We start from the raw sequence: 24,086 nt of genomic DNA, 5'->3' as shown, positions 1-24,086 counted from the left end.
CAAAGCGAGGGTTTCTTGCAAGTGAAGGAGTGATGGATGGAGGTCAGAGCGTATAGGGAAACCGATATTTCTGGGATGAGAGCCATCTGGAATGAGGTGGTTGAGGAGGGGAGAGCATTCCCCCAGACAGGTTGCTTGAGCGATGAAGAAGCAACCATATTCTTTGCGAGTCAGAGTTACTGTGGGGTTGCTGAGGAGCAGGGAATCATCAAGGGACTGTATATCCTCCATCCCAACAACATTGGACGTGTTGGTCATATTGCCAATGCCTCTTACGCTGTGGAAAAGAGATATCAAGGGCAGGGAGTGGGAAGGGCCTTGGTTCAAGACTCCCTCTCCCAGCTGCCCCGATTTGGGTTCCATATTATGCAATTCAATGCGGTAGTAGCATCAAACCATGGGGCGCTCCATCTCTATGAATCGCTCGGATTCCAAAGGCTCGGTACAATCCACGGCGGTTTTCTCATGCCTGACGGATCCTATGAGGACATTATACCCATGGTCTATTATGTTGAATCCTCTGCCTCTTATTAAGCTCTAAGGTAAAGGATTATTAAGCAATCCAAAGCATAAAAAACTGCAGCGAAAGCTGCAGCTGGATATTCTATTAAGGAAACCATAATCCCACCGGCTATACCGGTTGGTTTTTGATTAACCCTCAGTAGCCCATTCTTCTCTTACTTTACTCTTGGCCTTATCCCAAGCGTCAGTAATTATCTTGTTCAGATTTTTTTCAAGCTCTAATCTTTCTTCATCTGATTCAGCTAACAATTTTTCTGACATGGTGTTGAACCATTCCTCTCGAATTTGAGGTAATGCTGCTTCCCATCTGTTATTGGCAGCCAGCTCTTCATCCTCAATGGTCATGAGCAGTGCTCTTCCCTCAGCAGCTTCTTGAGAGCCTGGTTGGTTTTCGAACAATGTCGTAAGTGTCAATTTAGCTTTGCTGTAATTGCCACTCTCTGATTGTGCTTTAGCATCCTCAAGCAGTCTTGGTGCTTCATATCTTGATGTATCAAGTGCCTTAGCAAGCTCTACGTTATCAGCTTTGAGGTTGTTGACCACGGTGAAACTCATGATGGCATACACCAATAATGCTCCAAGAAGGAAAATGCCTACGCTCTTTGCAATTTTTACTATTTTTTCTTTTTGTTCCATTGAAACTCCCTTTGTGTTGGTAGTATAGAACACTTATAAGTAATTATAACAAAAAGAAATAAATATTCTTAAAAGAAACAAGTAAAAGTAAGCTTTTCTGCCATTCAAGCATTGAATGGCATAGTATTGTCAGATAACGTGTAATGATATATTTGCATATTCCTATATAAAATTCATATGTATTGAATGATTGGTGTTCAGAGTGAGAGTATTTCGTAAGCTAGATCAGTGATGATACCTTAATTATTTGTGCAAATCGTAGGACGCTATCGTCCTACTCAATATTTATTATTGATACTGATAAGGGCATGTTTCTCTTTCCATCAAACTCAAAGTAGAAGATTTTCTAATGCCTTCAGCGACTCTCCTGTTGGTATTTTTAGGTATAGTTCTATAAACATGGAGTAATACAATAGATTGTGCCCACAAAATAAAAAAATATTCTGTACAGTATATATTATAAAGTATATACTACTAATGAGGGTGCACCATGGGACGTACGATAATCAGCGATGATGGATGTTTTGAATGGGATGAAGAAAAGGCCATAGTAAACAGGAAAAAGCATGGGATTCACTTCGAAAAAGCCATGTTAGTTTTCTTTGATCCAAAAAGAATTGAATTTTGTGATGAATCACATTCCATTTTTGAGGATCGGTACATCACGGTAGGCAATGCATCTAGGAATATTGTGTTATTGGTTGTCATCTGTTCGACAGAAAAAAATGGTAGGATACGGTTGATTTCAGCGCGTCGTGCATCAAAGATTGAAGAAGGATTATGGTATGGCAGATAGAGAAGATTGGACAGAAAAAGAAATAGAGGAATTTAAAACCCGTGGAATTGACTTTTCAGATATTCCCGAACTTACTCCTGAATACATCGCTACTTTGCATCGAGTTGTGCCTAGGGATCATTATAAGGTGGTTCCTGTTAAGAAGGCCATCAGCATCAAGCTGGATGCTGATGTGCTGGAGTATTTTAAGTCAAAAGGGAAAGGGTATCAGACTAGGATAAACAAAGTACTACGACAGGAGATGCTCAGGGAGACCGCGCCTGTCTATGGTAAGGAGAACAAATCTAGCAATACCAACGAAGATTCCTAAGACTTATTCACCTATGATTTTGATCAGGGCATGTTTCTCTCTCTTCCCATCAAATTCAAAGTAGAAGATTTGCTCCCACGTTCCAAAGTCGAGTCTTCCGTTTGTAATGGCACACACCGTCTCTCGTCCCATAATGGTTCTCTTCAAGTGGGCATCTGCATTATCCTCAAATCCATTGTGATTATACTGGCTGTAGGGTTTTTCTGGAGCTAGTTTCTCAAGCCAACGTTCATAGTCCTGATGCAAGCCACGCTCATCATCGTTGATGAAGATACTGGCGGTGATATTCATGGCATTAATCAATACCAAGCCCTCCTTGATACCACTCTCATTAATGGCATCCTGGACATCACTGGTAATGTTTACCAATCCTCTTCTGGTAGGGATATGGAAAAACAGTTCTTTTCTATAGTGTTTCATGCATTCCTCCTTGTTACAGCATATGTAAAAACCCAAGTGAAGGTCAAATAGAAGAGATTAAATTTTAATCTACCTAAATTCACATAAAAAAGCAAATAAAGTAAAATAATACTCTTTATTGCATTTTAGTCGTAAATAAAACACCTTGCTTTTAGAGATTTGCTGGTTTAGAATAAACATGATCTTCTGGAACTGCTACTGCCATATTTAATGGTATTTGCAATACAAAGGGTGTGTCCCGTGTTTTTTTCCCAAGGAGGTCCTCATGAATGATCGAGCGAATGAGATCGCGGCGATTGTTTCCAAGCATAGAGAGCGTCATGGTGCACTTCTCTCCATACTTGAAGCAGTGCAACGCACGAATGAGCACAACTATCTCCCCAAACAAGAGCTGGTAATGGTGGCCAAAGAGTTGGGTGTACCGCTATCCCAAATCTATTCAGTTGTCACCTTCTATGCTTTTTTCAATCTGAAAGCACAAGGTGAACATGTAATCACAGTCTGTCGTGGAACGGCCTGTCATACAAGGGGATCCAAACCTTTGCTAGACAATGTGTTGCATATGTTGGGCATTGAATTGGACGAAGATGGGATGGCCACCACCCCTGATTATCGTTTTACCGTACATACTGTGGCTTGTTTTGGGCAGTGTGCACTTGCTCCGGTCATTGCAATCGATGAAGTGATTCACTCCATGGTGACCGAAGAGAAACTCGCTACCATGATAGAAGCCCTCTCAGCGCGAAAGGAGGGAGCATGAGCAGTATATTGGATCGCTTAGACAATGAAGGAAGAAAGACCCTCTATCCAGACATACCAGCAATTGCTGTAGGAATGGGCACTTGCGGAATCGGCAGTGGTGCAGATGTGCTCTTTGAAGCATTTTCAGCTCTTCAAAAGAAAAAGAAAGATGGATTTTTTCTTCGCTCAGTTGGTTGTTTTGGTTGTTGCAGTGAAGAACCACTTGTGTTGATTTCCATCCCCGGAAAGCCTATGGTGCTCCTGCACAAGGTAGGGGAGGCTGATTGTGCACCGATTGTAAAGGCGCTTCTTGAAGGTACATATTATTCGGAAAAAGCCTTCTGCAAGATCAGCAGATGGGACCATCATCTCTCCTTTCATGAGTATGGTGATGGATTTCCCGAACTTTTAGAATGGAATGAGATACCCTTTTTCCATCCACAGCTAAAACTGGTGCTCCGTGATGCTGGGATCATCGACCCGACCAACATCGCTGAGTATGTTTCTGTTGGTGGATATAGAGCACTGGAAAAAGCGCTCTTTTCCATGAACAGGGATGCTGTACTCGATGAAGTCAAATCATCAAAGCTTAGAGGCCGTGGGGGAGCCGGGTTCCCCACCGGACTCAAGTGGGAGTTGATGAAGAAAGAAGAGTCAGCGCAGAAGTACTTGATCTGCAATGCCGATGAGGGAGACCCCGGGGCATACATGAACCGTAATGAGATGGAGAGCGACCCTCATATGCTTATAGAAGGCATGTTGCTAGCCTCCTACGTTACCGGGGCAGAAGAGGGAATCATCTATGTCCGTGCTGAATACCCTCTTGCAGTGGAGCGGTTGCAAAAAGCAATTGCAGATGCCTATGCTAACAATCTGTTAGGGAAAGACATTCTTGGTGCCAACATGCGCTTCGACCTACAGGTTGTAGAAGGTGCCGGGGCCTTTGTCTGTGGAGAGGAAACAGCCCTGATTGCATCGCTGGAAGGAAGAGCTGGTCGTCCTCGCTCGAAACCACCATTCCCCAGTCAGAAAGGGTATCTTGGCTACCCAACAACCATCAATAATCTGGAGACCTGGTGCAACATTCCCCTTATCATTGGGAAGGGGAGTGATTGGTTTTTGAAATATGGAATTCCTTCCTCACCCGGAACGAAAGTATTTTCCTTGGTAGGTAAAGTAAAGCACACCGGACTGGTAGAACTCCCCTTGGGAGAGAAGCTAACCACCTTGGTGTATGGGGCAGGAGGAGGATCAGTCTCGAAGACCAAACGTATCAAGGCGGTACAGAGTGGAGGACCCTCAGGAGGCTGCATTCCCGCCCGTCTCTTTGACAAGAGCATCGATTATGAGAGCTTAGCTGCCCTCGGATCCATCATGGGGTCTGGAGGTATGGTTGTCATGGACAATGATAACTGCATGGTGGACTCTGCACGCTATTTCGTTGAATTTACCACCAAGGAGTCCTGTGGAAACTGTACCCCCTGTAGGGAAGGCCTCTCACAAGTATTTTCTATTCTTGACAGAATTACCAAAGGGGAAGGAAAGAAAGACGATCTGCAGATGTTGGAAACCTTGGGAGCCCATATCAGCGATACAGCAATGTGCGGGCTCGGGCAGTCTGCAACCAATCCAGTACTCACGACATTACGATATTTCCCTGAAGAATATGAAAGCCATATTTTAAGAAAGCGTTGTACAGCTGGAACGTGTGAAGCTTTGGTAGATGAGCTTTGTTCCAACTCCTGTCCACTTTCCATGCGGATTCCCACCTATATTGCACTGCTTAGGGAAAATCGTCTGGTAGAGGCATTTACCTCCACACTGGAAGACAATCCTCTCCCAGGTACCCTTGGGAGAATATGCCACTTCCACTGTCAGATGCGTTGCAGAAGGGATACCTTGGACGCTCCTGTCCATCAGGGTGAACTGCATCGCTATCTTGCAGATACGCTCTATAAGATGGGCAACGAACACGAAGTGTACCAAGAGATGGTTTCTAAGATTCCTGCTTCAACAGGCAAGAAGATTGGGATTGTCGGTGCAGGCCCAGCTGGTCTGAGTGCAGCATTCTATCTCGTACGTCTTGGGCATGAAGTGACCATCTACGATGAGCATAGTGAAGCTGGTGGTGTACTTCGCTATGGCATCCCAAGCTATAGACTACCGAGAGAAGTGCTTGCAAAGGAGTTGGAGCTCTTTGAACAGCTTCCCATCACCTTTGCTTTCAACAAGCGGCTTGGTAAGGACATGCAAATAGCTGATCTCAAGAGTGACTATGATGAAGTCATTCTTGCTCTTGGCTCTTACCATCATGCAACCCTACAGCTCGATGGTGCTGAGGGAGGGCAAGTGGTGCAGGGTACCGATGTACTCAATGCACTGGCCGAAGGAGAATCCCTTCCCGTTGGAAAGCGTGTTGTTATCATCGGGGGTGGTAATGTCGCCATCGATGTTGCCAGATCTCTCTGGCGAATGGGAATTGAAGTAACCATAGCCTATAGAAGAGATAAAGAGGACATGCCGGCCAATGAGAGTGAGATCGAGGAAGCTTTCAGTGAAGGTATCCCCTGTATCTTCAATGTAGCTCCCAAAAAGGTAACCAGAGATAAAAAGGGCCGACTGGAGGCTCTTGAGGTGGAGGAGCTAGAAATCGGGGAATATGATCTCAGCGGAAGAAGAATTCGACGGGGAACCGGCACTATCCGCTCTCTCGCTTGTGACACGGTCATTGTAGCCATAGGAGAGCGAGTTGATACAGAACTTCTGGAAACAGAAAAGCTTGCAGTTTCCAAGCGAGGCCATCTGGAGGTGAAACCATACCTGTATGAGACCAACCAGGAACATGTCTGGGCAATCGGGGATGTCATCAACGGTCCTTCCACAGCAGCCGAGGCGATGGGGCAGGGCAAGGAAGTTGCCCGCTTGATCGACCGCAGGTTGAGTGGAGAAGACCGGTTTGCACAGCTCTTTACTACCTTTAGCTATGAACAGACAGTGGGTAAAACCCTGTATGAAGGGAAAGCAATCAATGCTGAAAAACTTCCTGTCGCAGCAAGAAGTGGATCCTTTGAAGAGGTGAACAAGGGCTATACCGGGCGTCAGGCAAGAATGGAGGCAGGAAGATGTCTCAGGTGCGATGTCAAGTGTGAACAGGAGGTGCTCTATGGATAGGAAGATGATCACACTCTCCGTTGATGGAAAAACTGTCACAGTTCCAGAAGGGACGAGAATCTTGGATGCATGCAACGTTGCAGGAATCAAGGTTCCCTCTCTCTGTTACCTCGAAGATGTATCAGCACATGGGTCCTGCGGTATCTGCGTGGTTGAAATAGATGGGTACAAACGCTTGGTTCGCTCATGCTTGCATACCGTCAAGCAGGATATGGTCATCCATACTCATAGTAATCGTGTCATGAGCGCAAGGAAATTGAACCTTGAGTTGTTGCTTGCCAACCATCCACTGCTTTGCACCACCTGTGAGAGAAATCTCAACTGCGAATTGCAGGCACTTGCCCTGCAACTGGGAGTGAGAGAATCACGATTCGAAAGAACGAAGAAATCGATACGGCCAATCGACGACTCTTCTCCATCAATTGTTCGCGACCCTAATGCTTGCATTCTCTGCAATCGTTGCGTTGAGGTATGTGCAAATGTCCAAGAAGTGCATGCAATCGAGATGATGCAACGGGGACTCCGCACTACGGTGTCAACGTTCTTCGATGAGGGGCTAGCTTCCTCCGTATGCACGAACTGCGGGCAGTGTTCTCTCGTGTGTCCGACCGGTGCCATTACCGAGAAGAGTCATGAGAGCGCAGTCTTTGATGCAATTGCTGACCCAAATCTTGTGGTGCTGGTACAGACAGCCCCTGCAATTAGAGTAGGACTCGGAGAGGCAATGGGTTTGGGTGAGGGATCCCTCGTGACCGGAAAGATGGTCAGCGCGCTCCGGACCCTGGGATTCGACAGAGTATTCGATACCCAGTTCAGTGCAGATCTGACCATCATGGAAGAGTCTCATGAGTTGATTCAACGCTTAACCAACGGTGGGACGCTCCCCATGATCACCAGCTGTTCACCTGGATGGATCAAGTTCATCGAGACCTTCTATCCCGATCAACTGGAACATCTCTCATCTTGCAAGTCTCCACAGCAAATGTTTGGTTCCATTGCCAAGACCTATTATGCGGAGCAGGCAGGAATAGACCCCCGCAACATACGGGTGGTTTCAATCATGCCATGTACAGCAAAGAAGTTTGAAGCAGGAAGAAGTGAGATTGACAGTGCATTCTCCTACTGGAGGGACAAGGGCTCGTTCACCGATGATGAGTACTTCTGTGATGTCGATTATGTGCTGACCACACGGGAACTGGCAAGAATGCTGAAGAGAATCGGGATAGATTTTGCCCATCTGGAAGATGGTAAGTTTGACGATCCTCTAGGGCAGTCCACCGGTTCAGCGGTATTGTTTGGTGCCACTGGAGGAGTTATGGAGGCAGCCCTCAGGACCGCCTATGAGACCATTACCAAAACCAAGCTGGATGCATTGGAGTTTGAACAAATTCGCATAGGAGCAGGTATTAGGGAGGCGACCATCATGATTGGGGAAACCCCGCTGAAGGTTGCCGTAGCCAATACACTGGCGAACGCCCGAGTCCTCTTGGACCAGATTCAGGAAGGCAAGAGTCCCTACGCATTTATAGAAGTAATGACCTGTCCCGACGGATGCCTCGGTGGAGGAGGACAACCTATTCCTACAAACAAGGAAATTAGGAGAAAACGTGCCATGTCGATCTATGAGGAAGACCGTGGTATGCCGATACGCAAATCCCATGAGAATCCGTCCATCCAGGAACTCTATACCTCGTTCCTAAAGCAACCCTTGGGGCATTTGAGCCACCAGCTGTTACATACCACGTATGTAAAGCGTGGTGCCTACCCGGAATGATGTGTAGGTTGTGGCTTCTTTGGAGGTGGGTGTCTGCCCACCTCTTTCTGCGTAAAAACCCTTCAACTATGGTATACTCCACTCAAGGAGAGGCAGAATGAGAATTCTTGCATGTGCAGACATTCATATGGGGCGAAAGCCTGAGCTTGCACAATCCGGTCATGCTGCCTGGGACGCTATCATCCAGAAAGCGATTGAGCTTGCCGTGGATGTAGTGGCACTGTCCGGAGATGTCGTGGAACATGAACGAACGTGGCTTTCCGTCTATGGTCCCCTGCTCTCCGGGCTTGAAAAACTCAAGCGTGCAGGAATCCACGTTGTTGGAGTAGGAGGAAACCATGACTGGTCGGTATTCCCCCGGTTGGCTGAAGACAGTGATGCAATCAAAATTCTCGGTTTGAAAGGAACCTGGGAATCATATAATATACAAGATGTCCGCTTCATTGGTTGGTCCTTTCCCCATTCTCACGTCGATAACTCCCCTTTGGATTCATTTGATTCAAGTCTTGTTGACCCTTCCCACCTCTCTCTGGGGCTTCTGCATGCAGACTTTGGGCAACGCACCTCCTCCTATGCTCCTATCGATGAATATGCTCTTCTGCATACCGGCATTCCCCTCTGGATGCTCGGGCATATCCATAAAGGGGGCAGCGTGAGTGGTTCCACAGCCTACTACTGTGGTTCTCCCTTCGCACTCGATGTGCAGGAAACCGGAGCCCATGGGGTGTATCTCCTGGAAACAGAACAAGGGCGTACTTGGAAAGAACCGCTGTTCATACCAATCTGTCCATATCGCTATGAAATCTGCAAAGTGAATATTACCGGCATACAAGACCTTGAATCATTGCGTAGGGCAGTTACCCAATCCGTACGTGCATACATCGACCAGTTGTCTCCGAGTGGAACAGTTGCAGTAAGCCTGGTCTACACAGGGTATCTACACCCCTCATTGGATCTCCACCAGGTATTTTCTTTCGAGAGTGGTGATAGCGAACTGCTCTTCCAAGAGCAGGACTTGGAAGTATTGCTCCTGAACCGCCAGGAAGATGCGACAGAACTGGAAGTAGACCTTGATCAATTAGCGAAGGGGAACGGGCCTCAAGCGTTGCTTGCCAGGATGCTTGGCGATAGCAAGGCATTGGAGCAACTGGGAGCTACCTATCAAAGATTGGAAGCAGAGAGTTTCAACACTCGTGGGTTCAACCTCCTGCACCGGACTTCTCTTAGTCATGAAGAGGCAGTAAACCGAGGGAAGCGGGCTGCTTTGCAGTTACTCAGGGCAATGGAAATCCAGCGGAGGGAGCATGGAGCATAACACCACCTGTCGATTTACTCGTTTTACCCTTTCCAAGGCTCCTGGATTTGCAGTGCGATCCTTCGGTGAGCTTACCACGCTACATGCAGGGCTCAACATCCTTACCGGGGCAAACGGGGTAGGGAAGACGACCATTATCAAGGCACTTTGGTCACTCCTCTATGCACCAGCCAAGCACCCGTCTCTGGAAGCAGAGGGAGTATTGCAACTGGGAGATGCAGAGTGGTTCCTCTCACTCTCTTCCCGACATTTGGAACAGAAACGGATCTCAGACGGCTTAATTACAGCCCTACCGGGAAGAAACGATGCGTTTGCAGATGCATACTGGTTTCCCTTGCATGAACTCTTGACGAAAGAAGGAGTGGGAGAACCGTTCCTAGAGGCTATACGCAAGGAAATGCAGGGCGGAATTGATCTGGAGCAAGCACTCAGGGATGCAGGAGGTATCGAAACCTTTTCCGGGAAACGCCATGCATTGGCACGAACACTGAAAGAGAAGCAGGGATTGGTCAATGATCAGGAAAAAACAATCCTGGATAATCTTGATCTTCAGAAGAACATAACGAACTTACAGAATGAGCTTGAAAAAAATAAGGACCAAGAAACTGAGAAAGTCCATCTGGAAACCTTGCTTGAGTATCTCTCCACGAAAGAAACAGTAGAAGAGATTTCCTCTCAGCTGAAATCATACCATCCAGTTCTGAATGTCATGACTCCCCATAGCCTTGAGGAAGCTAGGACTCGTGAACATGAGTATAAAGCTGCTGAATCTGCAATGCAGCAAGCAAAAGATGAGCTAAGGGAGACTGAAGAAAACCTTGCTTCATGCAACGTTGAGCAGACAGATATTGATAACCAAAACATGCCAAGACTGATCGAACAGCGTAGCGAAGCACTCAATGCAGCCAAGAGAGCACTTGAGGCAGCGCACAAGGAAGCGTTACGGGCACAAGAGGGAAGAAGAACATGGGAGGAAGCCCACCGTTGGCTTATGGATGGACCACCGGACGAGCAAACCCTGAAGAACATGGTCAAGCGATTACATTCGCTTGCCTATGCTTGTGAACCACTGAGATGCCAGCTTGCAAGCAGTGAGTATGTTGTTCGTGCCTTAGGGGAGGAAGAACCTTTTGATGAAGGGTTGGTTGAACAACTGAGGAGTATAAAACAACAACTCACCTCCTTGGTTTTTGTAGCTGCAAGGAAAGAGTCGTTGCAGCCAACAACCCCGATGAAGCTATCACTCGTGAGTATTCTCTCTCTCATAATCGCATCAACAGGCGCAATCCTAGGGTATACCTTGCATACAGGGTTTTCATTGGCAGCCATCCCTCTCTTGGTACTGCTCTTCATTGTTGCAGGGAGAAAAAGGCCAAATCCACTCTTCAGAGACATTGAAATACAATTGCAGAAGCGCTTTGAACAAGTAAATACACAGCTTGAAAAGAATGGGCAGCCACCGATGGATTCCTCTGATGCAGAGAGTATTACCAACTCACTGGCAGTAGTGACAAGCAAGATCGCCAATCTGGAACATAAGGGTGCTGAGAATGAGAGAAGACGAAGCGCACAGAAAACCTATGATGATGCGTTGAGCCAATGGAATGTTTGGTTGCATCAGTGGGAGGAAGCTGCCGCCGATCTCAATCTTACAGTTGAACCGGCCCTTGAAGGAGCTCAGTTCTTTCACTTTGCTGAACATTTGCAGGAGTGGGTACATCGTAACGCTGCTGAAAAAGAAGCGTTGGCATTACTCAAGGATGCAGAGAAATCGTTCAAGGAAGCCTTGGAAGCACTGCAGAAACTCTGCAATACGACAACCTCTGATGTGGTGGAACTTCTCAGTGCTGCAGCAACCCTCGTCTCCTCGATTAATGACGCCCGCAGGTATACAGAACAACACAAGAAGGATGCTCAACGACTTGAGAGATCCGTCGTTCGATTTGAGAATGCAGAAGCAGCAAGAAGTTCATTGTATACTAGCCTTGGACTCGCAGTCGGCGATATGCATACCTTGGAGAGACTCGATCCCCAGGTAGCGGAGTATCAGGAGATTGTGATGAACCATCAGCTGGCAAAAACCCAATTGGAAAGGTTTTCCCCTCAAATCCGTGAAGAAGCGGAAGCGGGAAGTGCTGGAGTCTTTTCGAACTTGCTGGCAGAGACAAAAACAAAATTGGAAAAGAGCAAGGAACAAGAGAGAACGCTTTGGGAATGGGAGCATACCTATCAGGAGCTTTGTAATGATACCGCCTTGGAGAATGCGGAGCTGGATTACATAAAGGCAGAACACGCTCTGGAGGCTAATCGTCAGGATGAGGTCGACAAACGTATGGTTTACTTCCTCTATGAACAGATCAAGGAGCAGAGCGAACGTACCTACCAACCACAGGTGGTGCAAAAGGCCAGCAAATGGTTGCAGAGGATTACCCAGAATCGCTATCTGCTTACAGTCGGCGATGCTGGTTTTCTTGCGCAGGATAGTGTGACCATGCGTCCCTATGCTTTGGACCAACTCTCCAGTGGCACCCGAATCCAGCTTCTGTTCTCCCTGAGGATGGCATTCCTTGAGATGCTGGAAGGAGCGGGAGCATATCATTTCCCGATCTTTTTTGATGAATTGATGGCAAACAGCGACGATGAACGGTCCCTTGCCATAGCAGAATCAATTGTCGAGATAGCAAAACAGCGGCAGGTATTCTACTGTACTGCCCAGAGAGACGAGGTAAGAAAGCTCGACCAGGTTGCAGAGGGGGAGTACCTTCTCATCGATCTCGAGGATGAGCAGAGAGACTATCGAGTCCTGCAACACCCGTTTGAGGAAGCAGCGCTAAACAAGGAGTCTCTCCCGCCATTTGAAGAGGATTACCTCTCCTATGCAGCAGCATGCAAGGTAGCCAAGGCAGAGCTTTGGGAACCAATTGGGGCTCTGTCCAGCTGGTACCTCTGCACCTCAAGTAAAGAATTGGAAGCTTTGCTTGTTCGTGGATTTGCTTCAGCCGGGCAGGCCAGGGGTGCTTCAGAGGTATATGCAAAACGGTTCTTCTTGCTCTCCTTGGCCCAGAAATTGGCAAGGAGGGGTAGGCCTAAGTTGCTCGTTCCTCAAGATCTGGATGATGAAGGATTAATTTTGAACAAAAAAGCAAATTACTATAAAGCATTGGTTAGGTTCCTGGAGGAACAACCCAAAAGTGGCAATGATGTTCTTGAGGCTATTGCAGGAAAAGTTTTGAAAGGATTTCGGGAACCTACCCTTACAGCGTTTGATGCTTGGCTGCACGAAAAAAAATATGCAAGTGAAGAGACCCCTTACACATATTCTGAAATTCTGGACAGGATTCGCTTGGAAGAGGAAACGCTTACAGTCATCTCAGATGAATATATGATTGTACAACGGTATCTGAAAAGTCTTAGCCTTACACCATAACATCGGGAGAAAACCGGTAGTATACAACTACTTGATAATGATTTCTTGTACAAAAACTAAACAAATTCCTGAAAATGACGGGTGCCACCGTTGAATTGTCATACTAGGTACGCTAAAAAGAAAACAAGTATATCGCTGTAAGTTACGAATCCAAGGAGTCAGTATGAAGAAATCGGTAGTGCTTTTCGTTGTCATACTCATGGTAAGCTTGTTGTTCATGAGTTGTGGTACCGTGTTTACAAAGGGAGGGAGTGATTATCGTAGCGGGGTTTCAGCGTATGAAAAAAAGGAGTACGTTTCTTCCCTCAGGTATCTTAATCAAGCACTTTCCGTCAATCCAGAGTTTGTAGAAGCTGCCCAGCTCTTCCCTGTTGTTTTCAGTGAAGGTACTTCGTACTACAAGGCACAGATTTCCAACAATGCAGCAATGCAGGACCGACAGGCAGCAGATGTGGTGTATCGTTCCTATACTAATCTCCAGGAATTGCATGAAATCGCCAGAATCTCCGGGCGCAGTGGCTTGATGATCGAGGATTTTACCAGCAAGCTTGAAGAAGCACGTCTGAAATCTGGAGATCTCTGGTTCAGCTATGCACAGAGTCTCCAGGCTAAAGGTGACCGTGAAAGCTTGAAGCAGGCAGTTGCAGCCTATGAGACAGCAAGAGATCGAAATCCAAACCTGGAGAATATTGACACAATCATCGCAGCACTTATTGAAGAGGCTACCGTTACCGTAGCGGTTATAGGCCATGGACCTTCGAATGAGAGCTTTTCACAGAAAGTGCTCGCTGATGTAACGAAGATTCTTGGCTCTGATCGTTTCATCGAGGTAATCCAACGCGAAGACTTCAACCCTGGACCAGATTCCATGGTTGGTCCACTTGACATTGCCGTTATGACCGCAATGGGTGAGGGTTGGGATTACGTATTGGAAGTATATGCAAGTACAAGTTTCGAGGAAATAAGTAAGGAGGAACCAGTGTCACTGCCTTCTGGTAATCCTCTCTTTCCTGGAGTAAAACGGTCAATAGGGTATCAGACAAGAACGTACCTCTCCTATCGTTTGTTTAAAATCAAGAACGGCGTATCAGTTGTAGCTGGGGACACCATTAATGAGCTTTCCGGCCCGTATGAATATACGTTCAGCTATGTGCAAGCTGAGGGACTTCGTGAGTTGAATCTTGGAGGGACTGGAAAGAAAAATCTTCGCTACGTCACTAGCAAGGCTGATGATATGACCACAAATAATGCCATCAATGCCCTTCGCATGGATTATGAGTATATTTCCATACCCGCAGAAGTCTCCGACCCTACTGATCAAACGCAATGGATTGCATATTACAAGAATCAATACAATGATTTCGAAGAGTTTGCTGAGCAGGAGAGTGGTCGTGAACTCTTCTATGCCATAGAGGTGGTTCACCATGCTCCGACTGATACCTACTTCACGATTGGTGAAAGCTTGGATGCTGCAATCCAACGTTCCAAGATCAACAGCGCCATCATGAATGCTTTAAGCTATACAGCCCGTACATTGGCTGCTGCAGAAAAAGAGCGAACAGCGTATGCCATTTGGGATGCAGGAGAGATTGCAGCCAAGGGGGTCAAGGACCTGTTATAAGGATTATACTGAATAAAACTGACAAAGGGAGTGCCAAGGTAGGTGCTCTCTTTGTTGGTTCTAGTTTGACTAAGCGCTTTGCCATTGGAGAACTATTCGATATCTCCGAACAGTTGCCACCGATGGAAAGACATACAACGATCCTAGTATCGCTATGGGCTTCAAAGTTAATTCCGAAAGAGCAGTGAGTTTGCGTGCATGGAAGGCAAACATTCTTGCCAACTTCTCGATGAAAGGCTATGTACTCGATAAGGAACGACTGGATTGAGAGAACTGAAAACGCTCAATAATCCGGAAAGACTGCTCATCAGATAATTTGGCATGGAAGGATGCTTTGGAAGGTTGAAGAACGAGATGTTCCTAATCGTTTTTGACAGGGAATATCCATTGTAAAGTTTTGTGTACAACTCGATGATTACATCAATAGATGCACGAAGAACGGATCAACATGTCATTGGTGGGAAGAAGCCCTATTGAGTATCGTAGGAGTCTTGGGTTAGCGTCATAAAAAATCCAACTTTTTGTCTGTACCCCCACTTTTTTATTTCAATTTTTCTGTACCAGTAGTATACTCAGCCACATGTACAAACGCACTATCCGAGCTTGTTATCTGGGTAATTTCATAGGAGCCTTGACCTGCAACTTGGCTCCGCTGTTGTATGTAACGTTCATGAGTGAGCTTGGGCTCTCCTTTGAACAAGTGGGACGTCTTACATTGCTCAATTTCTTTACCCAGATTGTTGCTGATCTTGCCTTCAGCCGACCTGTGGACCGATACGGGGTCAGACCGTTTATCACACTGGGGCATTTCCTTGCATTTGTTGGGTTTCTGTTTCTTGCCTTTGCACCATGCCTCTTTCCTGAAAATCCCTATGTCGGCTTGATGGTTGCAACCATCATCTACTCTCTAGGGGGCGGTCTTTTTGAGTTGCTCCTCAGCGCCATAGTTCAGGCAATTCCTGGAGATGCAAAAGAGAGTGCAATGAGCCTGTTGCACTCGTTTTATGCTTGGGGTTTCATTGTTGTTGTCATTGGAACGACCTTGATGATCAAATACTTTGGCCGTAGTAACTGGGTATTTGTTGTCTTGATCTGGTCAGTCTTCCCCCTGCTGAATTTTATAAATTTCCTATTTGTTCCGCTTGCTCCTGCTGTCCATGAGGACCATCGGACAAAGATTCGTGAGTTGCTCACATCCAGGTACTTCCTCTTTGTGGTGCTGGGTATTGCCGTCGGTGGTGCTACCGAGGTTTCCATGAGCCAGTGGACCAGTACTTTTGCAGAAACTGCACTCGGATTGCCTAAGGAAGTAGGGGATTTGGTGGGACTCTGCTTGTTTGCGTTGCTCCTAGGAACCATACGTGCCGTATACGGTGCCTGGGGTGCACGGTTTCCGTTGTACAAGGCTATGATGATGGGATCAATACTTTGTGTGGTTTGTTATCTGGTGGCGGCGTTGAGTCCGTTGCCAATTATCAGCTTGATAGCCTGTATTTTTGCAGGATTGGGTGCAGGTCTGCTTTGGCCTGGTTCCGTGGTAAACGGTGCAAACCGGTTTCCCCTTGCCGGTTCCTCCCTGTTTGCCTTCCTAGCAGCAGGTGGAGATGCAGGAGCTGCCTTCGGTCCCTGGCTAATCGGTTTGACTGCAGATGTAGTGCCAAATTTGGTAACCAAGGCTCCCTGGCTACGAGGACTCCCTGAATCTGATGCTGCACTGAGAAGTGGAATGCTCGTAGGCACCCTGTTTCCCTTGCTGATGGTACTGTTTCTTATACGGATGCATCGCTTTGAGAAGCAGGAGTAGGCATGGTCGCACGGTTCTTTACCATAGCTAGCATTTCATCAGCTCCACGGAGCCTTCGAGAGATGTCTCTCGCAAGGTTGAGAATAAGCATGGTATAGGTCTTCAGATCAACCAATGAAATCTTGTAGAGATCTTTGTTTGAGAGCGTAATGATACGACTGGGAGCAAGGGTAACCACTGAAGCTGCACAATTCTGTATGTCAATGAGTTCCATCTCTCCAAAACTATCTCCATTATGCAGGGTGGTGATAATTCTGCTCTGCTTCTTATTGGTCTCCGATTGCCTGACTATTGCTACCTCACCCTCGACAATGAAATGCACTCGGTTGTTGGGCTCTCCCTGCTTGAGGATTGTGACATTCTCTTCATAGGTATGTTCCTCAAGATATGGCTTGATCAAGGAAAGAGAAGCATCATTGAGTCCCCCGAACATACTATGCTTGCAGAGAAATTCATTGTCAATCGTGCTTTTGTTCATACTTCATCCTACATTCATATATTCCATAACGCAAGCTTTTACCCCATGCCGTTCAAGGGGAATATGGGACAAAAATACCAGTGATACACCAATTGGGCATTACAGTAATGGTGTGTTATTGTAAAAAAAATCTCGTAGATTGATTGCCGATTTGTATGAGATTGAGTATTGTTTCGGTGTTACAACGTAAGGAAACGCTATGAATAGAAAGTTACTATTACTACTTGTCCTACTTATAGTGGGCATATTCAGTTTGGGTGCAAATCCCCTCACATTGGACGATGCTTTGGAGCGTGCACGTGTGCACAATCTCTCACTCCAGAGTAATGCCATCGATGTCAATGCAGCAAAGCGCGATGTTGACACTTCTTGGAACCTCTTTCTTCCCAGTCTCAACCTCTCGCTTTCCCATTCAGGTTCTGGTCCGGTATTCAATGCTGCAGAACAGACAGTGATGGGTCCTACTGGTAGTTTTATTACTGTTCCTAATTCTTTCAAAGATACCGGTCTTGCCTTGGGACTCTCCATGCAATTCACCTTGAATGCAGCGGTCAAGGAACAGCTTGAGAGCTATAACTTGGGCTACCAGATCCAGAAGGTGACCTATGAACAAGCAAAAGCTGAAGTCCAAAGGAATGTGACCCAACTGTTCTACTACCTTTTGATGGAGAAGCAGAACATTGAGGTGCAGGAAGCGAATCTGGAACTAGCCCGTCAGCAGTGGGAGGACGTGAAGAAGAAATATGAGGAAGGATTTGCCAGTGAAGTTGAATTACTTACCTCTGAGCTTTCCTATGAGCAGATGAAACCTCCTTTGCAACAGTCAAGGAACCAATATGAATCAAATTTGCTCTCCTTGAAGGCACTGCTTGGAATGGACCTTTCTGAACCATTGGAATTAGAAGGAGAAATTCCTTCCCTCATGAAGAACTTGGAAGTCGCAGAGTTGAAGGAGTACCTCGCAAAGAGTTATTCCATAACACTTCTGGACTTGAACCTTGCACAGATAGAGAAGCAGAAAGAGCTGAACAGGAAACAAGCATTTACCCCTTCTCTGAGTCTGCAAGGAAAATATGACGTTTCTGCATGGAATGATTTATACAGCAATTCATTCAGTGACAGTTTTTCTTATTCTGTAAGTGTTGTACTTCCTCTTGATGGATTTATACCTAACTCACGTACCCAGGTAGGACTGGCTTCCATGGAGGACTCTCTGAATAAGCTGGCCCTACAGCGAAAGCAGGCACTAAGGCAGATGGAAGCTCGTGTCATTTCTCAGGTTCAGAACCTGAACATGCTTTCCCTGCAGGCAGACCTTGCTGAGCAAAGTATTGCAGTCAGTGAACGTCTCTATGAAGCGCAAGAAATTCAATATAACAGTGGATACCTTGATTTTGTGACCCTTGAAGGAGCCAGGAACAATCTTATGCGTGCAAAACAGGGATTGCTTGGAGTGCAGTATCAATATATCAGTGCTCTTATCGATCTTTTCTACGACCTGAATATCCAAATGAAGGAGTTGAATTCATCCTATGAATCCTAATACATCGAAAAGCCGTATTATCGAAGTAAGTATTTTAGTTCTCCTAATCCTTGCAGCCGTTGCTGTAATTGTCATTAATCCCTTTGCTTCACTTACCCAGAAGCAGAATGCAAGTGAAGAAACCGCAGTGGTGGAAGATGCAACAGTGTCTGTCGCTGTGCAGAAGCTTGAGCTTACGAACCTCCAAAACGTAATCCAAGGAAATGGTAATGTGATCGATCCCAGTTCGATTAATGTCTATCCTGACGTTGCAGGTACCCTTACCTCACTTCAGGTAAAAGTTGGAGAACAGGTAGAAAAAGACCAAGTATTGGGGACGGTTGATCCTTCCCGTGCGGGTATGGTCTATAAAGAGAGCATTATCAAAGCCCCTGCTTCAGGTACTGTGCTTGCGCTTCCTTTCGTTCAGGGTGCTATGGTTACCCCTCAGGCTCCTGTTGCTCGCATTGGGATGCTTGAGGATTTGGAAGTTGTCATGGCTATTGCTGAGCGACATATAGGATCAGTATCGCTTGGTACGAAAGCCAATCTTTCCTTCAAAGCATTTCCCGGTAAGCTGTTCACAGGTACGGTGACCCGCATCAGTCCTGTGCTTAATCCTGCAAGCAGGACTTTAGAGGTAGGGATAACCGTTGATGACAGCAAAGGGCAGATCAAGAGTGGTATGTTCCCGACTGTGGAACTCTTGACTGAATATCATGAGGGTGTGCTGGCTGTTCCTCGTTCTTCTCTTCTGTATGCTGGAGCACAGAGTTATGTGTATGTTGTTGATGAAGGCAATGTGGCACACAGACGGAATGTGGATATCGGCATGCAGGTAGCAGATATGGTACAGATTGTCTCAGGCTTGGAGCCGGGTGAGCGTTTGGTCGTTCAAGGGCAGAGTCTCCTCGCCGACGGCGCAGCTGTGCGCATTGTCCAATAGGGGAGTATATTCATGAGTCTAACCGATACCGTTGTACGACGGCCGACTACTATCATTGTCATCTTTGTACTGCTGACAGCGCTTGCGTTGTTTATCTTTCCCAATCTTGCAGTAGAATTGTTTCCAGAGATGGACCTTCCCATGGTGATTGTCTACTCCTCATATAGAGGGGCAAGTCCGCAGACGATGGAGAGCAGGGTCACCAAGCCCATCGAAAGTGCTGTTTCCAATGTTGGGGGGATAAAGAACATCAGTTCAACCTCCTCTGAAGGAATAAGCATGATCATGCTTGAGTTTGCTTATGGAACTGACTTGGACAAGGCGAGCCAATCGATCAATGACAACCTCAACTTGGTTGCAGATCTCTTACCGAATGATGCCAGTCAGCCTACGATCTTCAAGCTTAATACCAACATGGTTCCTGTGATGAACATTACACTTCGCAGCAACAGTGGCAAGGATTCCAATGAGTTGCGCGCATTGATGGAGGATGTCATCCAAAACCAGATTGATCGAGTCAATGGAGTTTCCACTACCTCGATCAACGGTGGTCAGGATGACATTGTTCAAGTTGCAGTTGATCAGAATAGGTTGGAAGCTTATGGATTGACCCTTAGTCAGGTTTCCTATGCATTGAATCCACAAAATGTACAGGTTGGTGCCGGTGCCATGGTAGAGGGAAATCTCTCCTATCTGCTCAGGACTGATGCAGAGTTCTCTTCTTTGGAAGAGATTGAGAATGTGATGATTATGAGCATCCCCAGCTATGACAGCTCGGGGAATGTGACTGGAACGAGTGTAATCCGCCTCAAAGATTTGGCAACAGTCTCCTATGCATTCCGTGATGCAACAAGCCAGGTTTACATTAATGGGGAACCTGGGGTGTACCTCTCTGTTTCGAAGGAGTCTGATGCCAATACGGTACAGGTTGCCAAACGGGTACATGAAGTTATTGATCAGTTGAACACTGAGCTTCCCGATGATTTGAGTCTGGAAGTAATTGTGGATACCTCTACAATGGTGGAGTCCACCATTAATGCAGTTTATCAATCGTTGCTCTTTGGTGTGATCCTGGTCATGGTGGTGCTCTTCATATTCCTTAGAAGTATTAAATCAACTCTGATCGTTGGTGTAGCCATACCTGTATCCATGCTTCTGACCGTACTCTCAATGTTCTTTTTTGGATACTCTCTGAACCTGATGACCTTAACCGGTCTTATCCTTGGGTTGGGGATGACTGTAGACGGCTCCATCGTTGTTTTGGAAAACATATTCCGTTACCGAGAAAGAGGAGCAAAACTGGATGCAGCAGCAATCCTTGGAACCAAGGAAATGATTGTTTCCATCACCGCATCTACCTTGACGACGGTGTGTGTATTTGTTCCAATGGTGCTACTCAGAAGCAACCTGGAGATGCTCGGTGAAATGATTACCCCGATGGCGGGTACCATCATCATCTCTTTGCTCGCTTCCTTGATTGTCGCCATTACCTTGGTCCCTGTGCTCACCAGTAGTTATGTAAAAATCTATACTCGTAAACAAAAGCCACTTCGCTGGAAAGTGCTTCGCTTCATCGACGACAAGGCAGAGGATGCATTTGAAGCCTTGGATCGTGGTTACAAACGGGTACTTTCACTTCTAATCGATTATCGGTGGCTTACCCTGCTGTTGGTTGTGTTGATCATGGCCTTGACCTTACAAGCCTACGGGGCGATGCATCAGAGTCTGTATCCCACTATGAGCGAAACTTCAGTAACGGTGAGTGTAACCCTACCTGAAGGGACTACACTGGAAACGACTGAGAACGTTCTTCGTGATCTGGAGGCAAAGGCTAAACAGGATATTGTCGGCTACAAGGATTTGATCGTGACCGCTGGAGGTGGAGGCTTGTTGGGTGGCATGATGGGCAGTGGTACCAATAGTGGCTCCCTGCAGATTGTTCTCAACGATGATGAGGGTGCCGATAGCATGCAGATTGTCCAGGATAAGGTCCGTCAGTATTTCCCCCTCTATCCTTCTGCATCATTCTCATTCAGCCAGATGTCCATGGGCCTAGGAAATCTCAATCCAGTTGATGTTGTGGTGAAAAGCGACAATCTGGAACTAGCAGCCTCTACTGCGGAGCAAATTCGTGACTTGATCAAAGAGAATCTGCCAGGGATAACGGAGGTTCGTACTGACTTTACCCAAGGCTTGCCTGAATTCAGGGTAGTGATAGATCGTGAGCGTGCGTATGCGTACAACCTTACCATGCAAAGCATCGCCAATGAAATCAGTTACAGTGTGAATGGTCTTACCGCAACCCAGTTGAAGCGTAACGGAAGTGAGACAGACGTCGTAGTCATTCTACAGGATGAAGACCGTTCTAGCGAGTTCGACCTTAGACGTATCTTTGTACGGAACCCCATGGGAGAGAAGATCAGTCTTGATAATATTGCCACCATAGAACGAGCTACGGGACCAGTTTCCATCAATCGTGAAAATGAGATGCGTACGGTTCATGTAGTGGGAGGATTGAAAGGCTCCTACGCTGTGAGCCAAGCTGAGACAGACATTAAGGCATTGATAGATGAAAATCTGCAACTTTCAGATGACGTATTCATTGAATATGGTGGTGATTTCGCCGATTTGACGCAGATGTTCAGCCAAGTTTGGTTGATTCTGGCCCTTGCAGTGATATTGGTATTCGGTGTTATGGCATCATTGTTTGAGTCCTTCCGTAATCCATTCATTGTCCTGCTTTCCATGCCGCTCATGCTCATTGGTGTAGTGGGAATGTATCTGATAACCGGCGAGACCTTCAGCTTGATCAGTGCCATAGGTATGGTAATCCTGGCTGGTATCGTGGTAAACAACGGTATTGTCTTGATTCAGTACATCAACCTGCTGAGAAGTCGGGGGCTGGGTATCAAGGAGGCTTGTATTGAGGGAGGTGGTAATCGCCTTAAGCCGATTCTGATGACCAGTTTCACCACTATTTTCGGTATGATCCCCCTTGCCTTTTTTGGAGGACAAGGAGCGGAGCAGATTCAACCGATTGGGCAAACCATCATTGGAGGAATGGCCATCAGTACGTTGATGACGATTTTCTTCACACCGGTACTCTATGCACTCTTCAATCGAGAGAAGCGTAAAAAAGATGTAGAGAGTATTGAAAACTTTGCAGAGGGGGAGTGATATGAGAAGAGTTGAAATCATGGCAGCTCAGGCAATCTTGGAAGATGTCCTTGAGGCACTTGAGCACTATGCAGTACCAATGCATTACACCATTATCCCCACTGCCCATGGAAAAGGAAACACCATCCCCAAACTTGGGGATGATGTGTGGCCGGAAGAAAACTTTGTCTTGATCATCTACTGTGATGATGCAATCCTCGAGAAAATTGAGATGGCCGTGCACCTTGTGAAAAAGAAGTATGACCATGAGGGAATTGGTTACTTTGTAATCTGAGGAGGAGGAGGCACCACCTCTGTTTCTACAGAGCTGGTTGCTCCTGACTTGGTGTAGACCAATTGTGTTGGGTAGGCAAACCCAATACCTTCTTTTTTAAATGCTCTAAAGAGCTTCTGGTAAATTTCTTGTTGCGTGTCCATATAGATGGCATAATCACTGCTTGGTACATAGTAGACAGTTTCAAAGTTGAGTGAGAAGTCCCCGAAAGCAGAGAAGTGTGACCGGTCGCAGATGACGCCTTCAATGGTTTGTACCGAGGCAATGATATCCTTGATGATGGTAGGAATCTTTTCCACCTTGTCTGCAGGTGTTTCGTAGACCACTCCAACCTTGAAGACTACCCTACGTCTGAGCATCTGCTTGTAGTTGTGGACACGGGCAGAGGTTAGGTCGGAGTTGGCCATGATCAGCAATTCACCGGAAAGAACCCTAATGCGGGTTGATTTTATTCCAATCCGTTCAATTACACCCGCCTTATCACCGAAGACGATGAAGTCACCCAACGCAAAAGGTTTGTCAAAGAAAATGACAAAGTAGCTGAAAAGGTCCCCAAGGATTCCTTGAGCGGCTATAGCTACGGCAATACCACCAACGCCAAGCCCTGCAAGAGCGGCTGTGACATCGATGCCAAGGTTTGCCATCAGGAATATGATGCCGATGATCCAGAAGATGAATTTGACCAGCGACAGGAGCGGCTTGAGATTTTTCTCCCGGTCATGGTTTGCCCAATCATGTTCAAAGTACCGTGAAAATGCCAACTCCATAGTTTTATTGAGTGAACGGACAATGATAAAGGTCATGATGATGGAAAGTCCAATCTTCACAATGTTTTGAATCTGCTCATTGAATGCCACCATATCTATAGCGATGGTCAGCAAACCAAGGAAGGCTAAGGGAACGGCAATTCGCTGAAAGAACCGCAAGAAATTCAGATGAGAGATTCTTTTTCCTGCCTGCTCCTGTTTTGCTTCCAGTTTCTTGATGCGTCGTTTCAAGATGAAGTTCACCAACAACAAGATGAGTGAACCAATGACAATTACCAATAGTGCTTTCAGATATTCTGATTCCAATAGTGTTTGCATACTCCCTAGTATAGACAGATTTTTCTTTCCACACAAATGAAAAAAGAAATCTTGCTGTATTGGGGTC

At 46.4% G+C, this 24,086-nt stretch carries 19 protein-coding genes and 1 pseudogene; 16 read left to right on the top strand and 4 right to left on the bottom strand.

The window, feature by feature from the left end:
* Nucleotides 1-36 precede the first annotated feature (36 nt).
* A complete protein-coding gene (locus tag DYP60_RS05685; protein WP_117329927.1) occupies nucleotides 37-534 on the top strand; it encodes a GNAT family N-acetyltransferase in 498 nt (165 codons plus the stop codon).
* Nucleotides 535-651: 117 nt separating this feature from the next.
* Here DYP60_RS05685 and DYP60_RS05680 read toward each other — a convergent pair whose 3' ends face one another.
* Nucleotides 652-1,158 (bottom strand): hypothetical protein, encoded by a 507-nt coding sequence (locus tag DYP60_RS05680; protein WP_117329926.1) that lies wholly within the window; start codon nucleotides 1,156-1,158, stop codon nucleotides 652-654.
* Between the two features lie 490 nt (nucleotides 1,159-1,648).
* On the opposite strand from DYP60_RS05680, the gene DYP60_RS05675 reads away from it, so the two are divergent.
* Together DYP60_RS05675 and DYP60_RS05670 are read left to right on the top strand one after the other, a co-directional pair.
* Nucleotides 1,649-1,954, top strand: coding sequence for a BrnT family toxin (locus DYP60_RS05675; protein WP_117329925.1), 306 nt, complete (start codon nucleotides 1,649-1,651; stop codon nucleotides 1,952-1,954).
* Nucleotides 1,944-2,264: a BrnA antitoxin family protein gene (locus DYP60_RS05670; protein ID WP_117329924.1), complete on the top strand. Its 321-nt coding sequence runs from the start codon at nucleotides 1,944-1,946 to the stop codon at nucleotides 2,262-2,264. The genes DYP60_RS05675 and DYP60_RS05670 overlap by 11 nt, the downstream gene beginning before the upstream one ends.
* A 3-nt stretch (nucleotides 2,265-2,267) precedes the next feature.
* On the opposite strand, the gene DYP60_RS05665 is transcribed toward DYP60_RS05670, so the two are convergent.
* Nucleotides 2,268-2,684, bottom strand: coding sequence for a secondary thiamine-phosphate synthase enzyme YjbQ (locus tag DYP60_RS05665; RefSeq protein WP_117329923.1), 417 nt, complete (start codon nucleotides 2,682-2,684; stop codon nucleotides 2,268-2,270).
* 265 nt (nucleotides 2,685-2,949) lie between these two features.
* Between DYP60_RS05665 and DYP60_RS05660 the strand changes: the two genes are divergently transcribed.
* The 9 genes and pseudogenes from DYP60_RS05660 (at nucleotide 2,950) to DYP60_RS05625 (ending at nucleotide 16,537) form a co-directional block, all read left to right on the top strand.
* A complete protein-coding gene (locus DYP60_RS05660; protein WP_117329922.1) occupies nucleotides 2,950-3,444 on the top strand; it encodes an NADH-quinone oxidoreductase subunit NuoE family protein in 495 nt (164 codons plus the stop codon).
* Nucleotides 3,441-6,596, top strand: a complete 3,156-nt coding sequence (locus DYP60_RS05655; RefSeq protein ID WP_117329921.1) for an FAD-dependent oxidoreductase — start codon at nucleotides 3,441-3,443, stop codon at nucleotides 6,594-6,596. The genes DYP60_RS05660 and DYP60_RS05655 overlap by 4 nt, the downstream gene beginning before the upstream one ends.
* Complete coding sequence (locus tag DYP60_RS05650) at nucleotides 6,589-8,370, top strand: NADH-dependent [FeFe] hydrogenase, group A6 (protein ID WP_117329920.1); 1,782 nt, start codon at nucleotides 6,589-6,591, stop codon at nucleotides 8,368-8,370. Before DYP60_RS05655 ends, DYP60_RS05650 begins: the two co-directional genes overlap by 8 nt.
* Before the next feature lie 97 nt (nucleotides 8,371-8,467).
* Nucleotides 8,468-9,685 carry a DNA repair exonuclease gene (locus DYP60_RS05645; protein ID WP_117329919.1) on the top strand — a complete coding sequence of 406 codons (1,218 nt, stop codon included), beginning with the start codon at nucleotides 8,468-8,470 and terminating at the stop codon, nucleotides 9,683-9,685.
* Entirely contained in the window at nucleotides 9,675-13,112 is a 3,438-nt protein-coding gene (locus DYP60_RS05640) for an ATP-binding protein (RefSeq protein WP_117329918.1), read from the top strand. Before DYP60_RS05645 ends, DYP60_RS05640 begins: the two co-directional genes overlap by 11 nt.
* A 163-nt stretch (nucleotides 13,113-13,275) precedes the next feature.
* On the top strand, nucleotides 13,276-14,733 hold the full coding sequence (locus DYP60_RS05635) for a hypothetical protein (RefSeq protein WP_117329917.1): 1,458 nt from the start codon (nucleotides 13,276-13,278) through the stop codon (nucleotides 14,731-14,733).
* A 94-nt stretch (nucleotides 14,734-14,827) separates the two neighbouring features.
* A complete protein-coding gene (rhuM, locus tag DYP60_RS14730) occupies nucleotides 14,828-15,001 on the top strand; it encodes a RhuM family protein (RefSeq protein WP_117329916.1) in 174 nt (57 codons plus the stop codon).
* A gap of 12 nt (nucleotides 15,002-15,013) precedes the next feature.
* Nucleotides 15,014-15,241 (top strand): annotated as a pseudogene (locus tag DYP60_RS14540) (IS3 family transposase); the annotation flags it as partial.
* A gap of 72 nt (nucleotides 15,242-15,313) precedes the next feature.
* Complete coding sequence (locus DYP60_RS05625) at nucleotides 15,314-16,537, top strand: MFS transporter (RefSeq protein WP_117329915.1); 1,224 nt, start codon at nucleotides 15,314-15,316, stop codon at nucleotides 16,535-16,537.
* Here DYP60_RS05625 and DYP60_RS05620 read toward each other — a convergent pair.
* On the bottom strand, nucleotides 16,503-17,015 hold the full coding sequence (locus DYP60_RS05620) for a cyclic nucleotide-binding domain-containing protein (RefSeq protein WP_117329914.1): 513 nt from the start codon (nucleotides 17,013-17,015) through the stop codon (nucleotides 16,503-16,505). The genes DYP60_RS05625 and DYP60_RS05620 overlap by 35 nt on opposite strands.
* A 199-nt stretch (nucleotides 17,016-17,214) precedes the next feature.
* On the opposite strand from DYP60_RS05620, the gene DYP60_RS05615 reads away from it, so the two are divergent.
* The 4 genes from DYP60_RS05615 to DYP60_RS05600 are packed head-to-tail and all read left to right on the top strand — an operon-like array spanning nucleotide 17,215 to nucleotide 22,934.
* On the top strand, nucleotides 17,215-18,558 hold the full coding sequence (locus DYP60_RS05615; protein ID WP_117329913.1) for a TolC family protein: 1,344 nt from the start codon (nucleotides 17,215-17,217) through the stop codon (nucleotides 18,556-18,558).
* Nucleotides 18,548-19,483, top strand: coding sequence for an efflux RND transporter periplasmic adaptor subunit (locus DYP60_RS05610; RefSeq protein ID WP_117329912.1), 936 nt, complete (start codon nucleotides 18,548-18,550; stop codon nucleotides 19,481-19,483). The genes DYP60_RS05615 and DYP60_RS05610 overlap by 11 nt, the downstream gene beginning before the upstream one ends.
* Nucleotides 19,484-19,495: 12 nt before the next feature.
* A complete protein-coding gene (locus DYP60_RS05605; RefSeq protein ID WP_117329911.1) occupies nucleotides 19,496-22,660 on the top strand; it encodes an efflux RND transporter permease subunit in 3,165 nt (1,054 codons plus the stop codon).
* A 1-nt stretch (nucleotide 22,661) separates the two neighbouring features.
* Entirely contained in the window at nucleotides 22,662-22,934 is a 273-nt protein-coding gene (locus tag DYP60_RS05600) for a PG0541 family transporter-associated protein (protein ID WP_117329910.1), read from the top strand.
* Here the strand turns inward: DYP60_RS05600 and DYP60_RS05595 are convergent.
* Nucleotides 22,919-24,019 carry a mechanosensitive ion channel family protein gene (locus tag DYP60_RS05595; protein WP_117329909.1) on the bottom strand — a complete coding sequence of 367 codons (1,101 nt, stop codon included), beginning with the start codon at nucleotides 24,017-24,019 and terminating at the stop codon, nucleotides 22,919-22,921. The genes DYP60_RS05600 and DYP60_RS05595 overlap by 16 nt on opposite strands.
* Between the last annotated feature and the right edge of the window lie 67 nt (nucleotides 24,020-24,086).

This window comes from Sphaerochaeta halotolerans (assembly GCF_003429665.1).
GTDB lineage: Bacteria > Spirochaetota > Spirochaetia > Sphaerochaetales > Sphaerochaetaceae > Sphaerochaeta > Sphaerochaeta halotolerans.
Note: the sequence above shows the minus strand (reverse complement) of the source record. Positions and strands in the feature narration are given on the sequence as shown.

What these genes read in the sequence shown, in the direction of transcription:
- DYP60_RS05685 (WP_117329927.1), top strand. Translation starts at nt 37, where the DNA reads ATGGAGGTCAGAGCGTATAGGGAAACCGATATTTCTGGGATGAGAGCC.
- DYP60_RS05680 (WP_117329926.1), bottom strand. Translation starts at nt 1,158, where the DNA reads ATGGAACAAAAAGAAAAAATAGTAAAAATTGCAAAGAGCGTAGGCATT.
- DYP60_RS05675 (WP_117329925.1), top strand. Translation starts at nt 1,649, where the DNA reads ATGGGACGTACGATAATCAGCGATGATGGATGTTTTGAATGGGATGAA.
- DYP60_RS05670 (WP_117329924.1), top strand. Translation starts at nt 1,944, where the DNA reads ATGGCAGATAGAGAAGATTGGACAGAAAAAGAAATAGAGGAATTTAAA.
- DYP60_RS05665 (WP_117329923.1), bottom strand. Translation starts at nt 2,684, where the DNA reads ATGAAACACTATAGAAAAGAACTGTTTTTCCATATCCCTACCAGAAGA.
- DYP60_RS05660 (WP_117329922.1), top strand. Translation starts at nt 2,950, where the DNA reads ATGAATGATCGAGCGAATGAGATCGCGGCGATTGTTTCCAAGCATAGA.
- DYP60_RS05655 (WP_117329921.1), top strand. Translation starts at nt 3,441, where the DNA reads ATGAGCAGTATATTGGATCGCTTAGACAATGAAGGAAGAAAGACCCTC.
- DYP60_RS05650 (WP_117329920.1), top strand. Translation starts at nt 6,589, where the DNA reads ATGGATAGGAAGATGATCACACTCTCCGTTGATGGAAAAACTGTCACA.
- DYP60_RS05645 (WP_117329919.1), top strand. Translation starts at nt 8,468, where the DNA reads ATGAGAATTCTTGCATGTGCAGACATTCATATGGGGCGAAAGCCTGAG.
- DYP60_RS05640 (WP_117329918.1), top strand. Translation starts at nt 9,675, where the DNA reads ATGGAGCATAACACCACCTGTCGATTTACTCGTTTTACCCTTTCCAAG.
- DYP60_RS05635 (WP_117329917.1), top strand. Translation starts at nt 13,276, where the DNA reads ATGAAGAAATCGGTAGTGCTTTTCGTTGTCATACTCATGGTAAGCTTG.
- DYP60_RS05625 (WP_117329915.1), top strand. Translation starts at nt 15,314, where the DNA reads ATGTACAAACGCACTATCCGAGCTTGTTATCTGGGTAATTTCATAGGA.
- DYP60_RS05620 (WP_117329914.1), bottom strand. Translation starts at nt 17,015, where the DNA reads ATGAACAAAAGCACGATTGACAATGAATTTCTCTGCAAGCATAGTATG.
- DYP60_RS05615 (WP_117329913.1), top strand. Translation starts at nt 17,215, where the DNA reads ATGAATAGAAAGTTACTATTACTACTTGTCCTACTTATAGTGGGCATA.
- DYP60_RS05610 (WP_117329912.1), top strand. Translation starts at nt 18,548, where the DNA reads ATGAATCCTAATACATCGAAAAGCCGTATTATCGAAGTAAGTATTTTA.
- DYP60_RS05605 (WP_117329911.1), top strand. Translation starts at nt 19,496, where the DNA reads ATGAGTCTAACCGATACCGTTGTACGACGGCCGACTACTATCATTGTC.
- DYP60_RS05600 (WP_117329910.1), top strand. Translation starts at nt 22,662, where the DNA reads ATGAGAAGAGTTGAAATCATGGCAGCTCAGGCAATCTTGGAAGATGTC.
- DYP60_RS05595 (WP_117329909.1), bottom strand. Translation starts at nt 24,019, where the DNA reads ATGCAAACACTATTGGAATCAGAATATCTGAAAGCACTATTGGTAATT.